This window comes from Streptomyces durhamensis (genome assembly GCF_000725475.1).
Taxonomy (GTDB): Bacteria; Actinomycetota; Actinomycetes; order Streptomycetales; family Streptomycetaceae; genus Streptomyces; species Streptomyces filipinensis.
The window spans coordinates 1-453 of the sequence record NZ_JNXR01000110.1 but is presented as its reverse complement, the minus strand read 5'-3'; the positions used below and the strand labels follow the sequence as shown (position 1 = coordinate 453).

1 protein-coding gene is annotated in these 453 nt (G+C 64.9%); it reads right to left on the bottom strand.

The annotated features are described in order from the left end of the window. Positions 1-453: SDR family NAD(P)-dependent oxidoreductase (locus IO33_RS0141990; protein WP_031174337.1), on the bottom strand; the 453-nt coding region annotated here is incomplete at both ends.

The following is a 453-nucleotide window of genomic DNA, read 5'->3' as shown; positions in this document are numbered from 1 at the left end:
CTTGGGGAACGGGATACCGGCCTCGAGCGTCTTCTTGAACTCCGGGGTGATCCCGTCGAGCATCGGGGTGTTGATGGTGCCCGGGGCGATCGTGTTGACCCGTACGCCCACCTGCGCGAGGTCGCGGGCAGCGGTGATGGTCATGGCGTGCACGCCGCCCTTGGAGGCGGTGTACGCGATCTGACCGATCTGGCCCTCGAATGCCGCGACCGACGCGGTGTTGATGATGACGCCGCGCTGGTCGTTCTCATCCACCACTTCCTGGTTCTGCATCCGGTTCGCGGCCAAACGCATCACGTTGAAGGTGCCGACCAGGTTGATCTCGATGATCTTCCTGAACAGGTCGAGCTCGTGGGGGCCCTTCTTTGTCAGGATCCGGCTGGCCCAGCCGACACCGGCGCAGTTCACTGCGACGCGGAGCGGGGCACCGGATTCGGCGATGGTGTCCAGTGC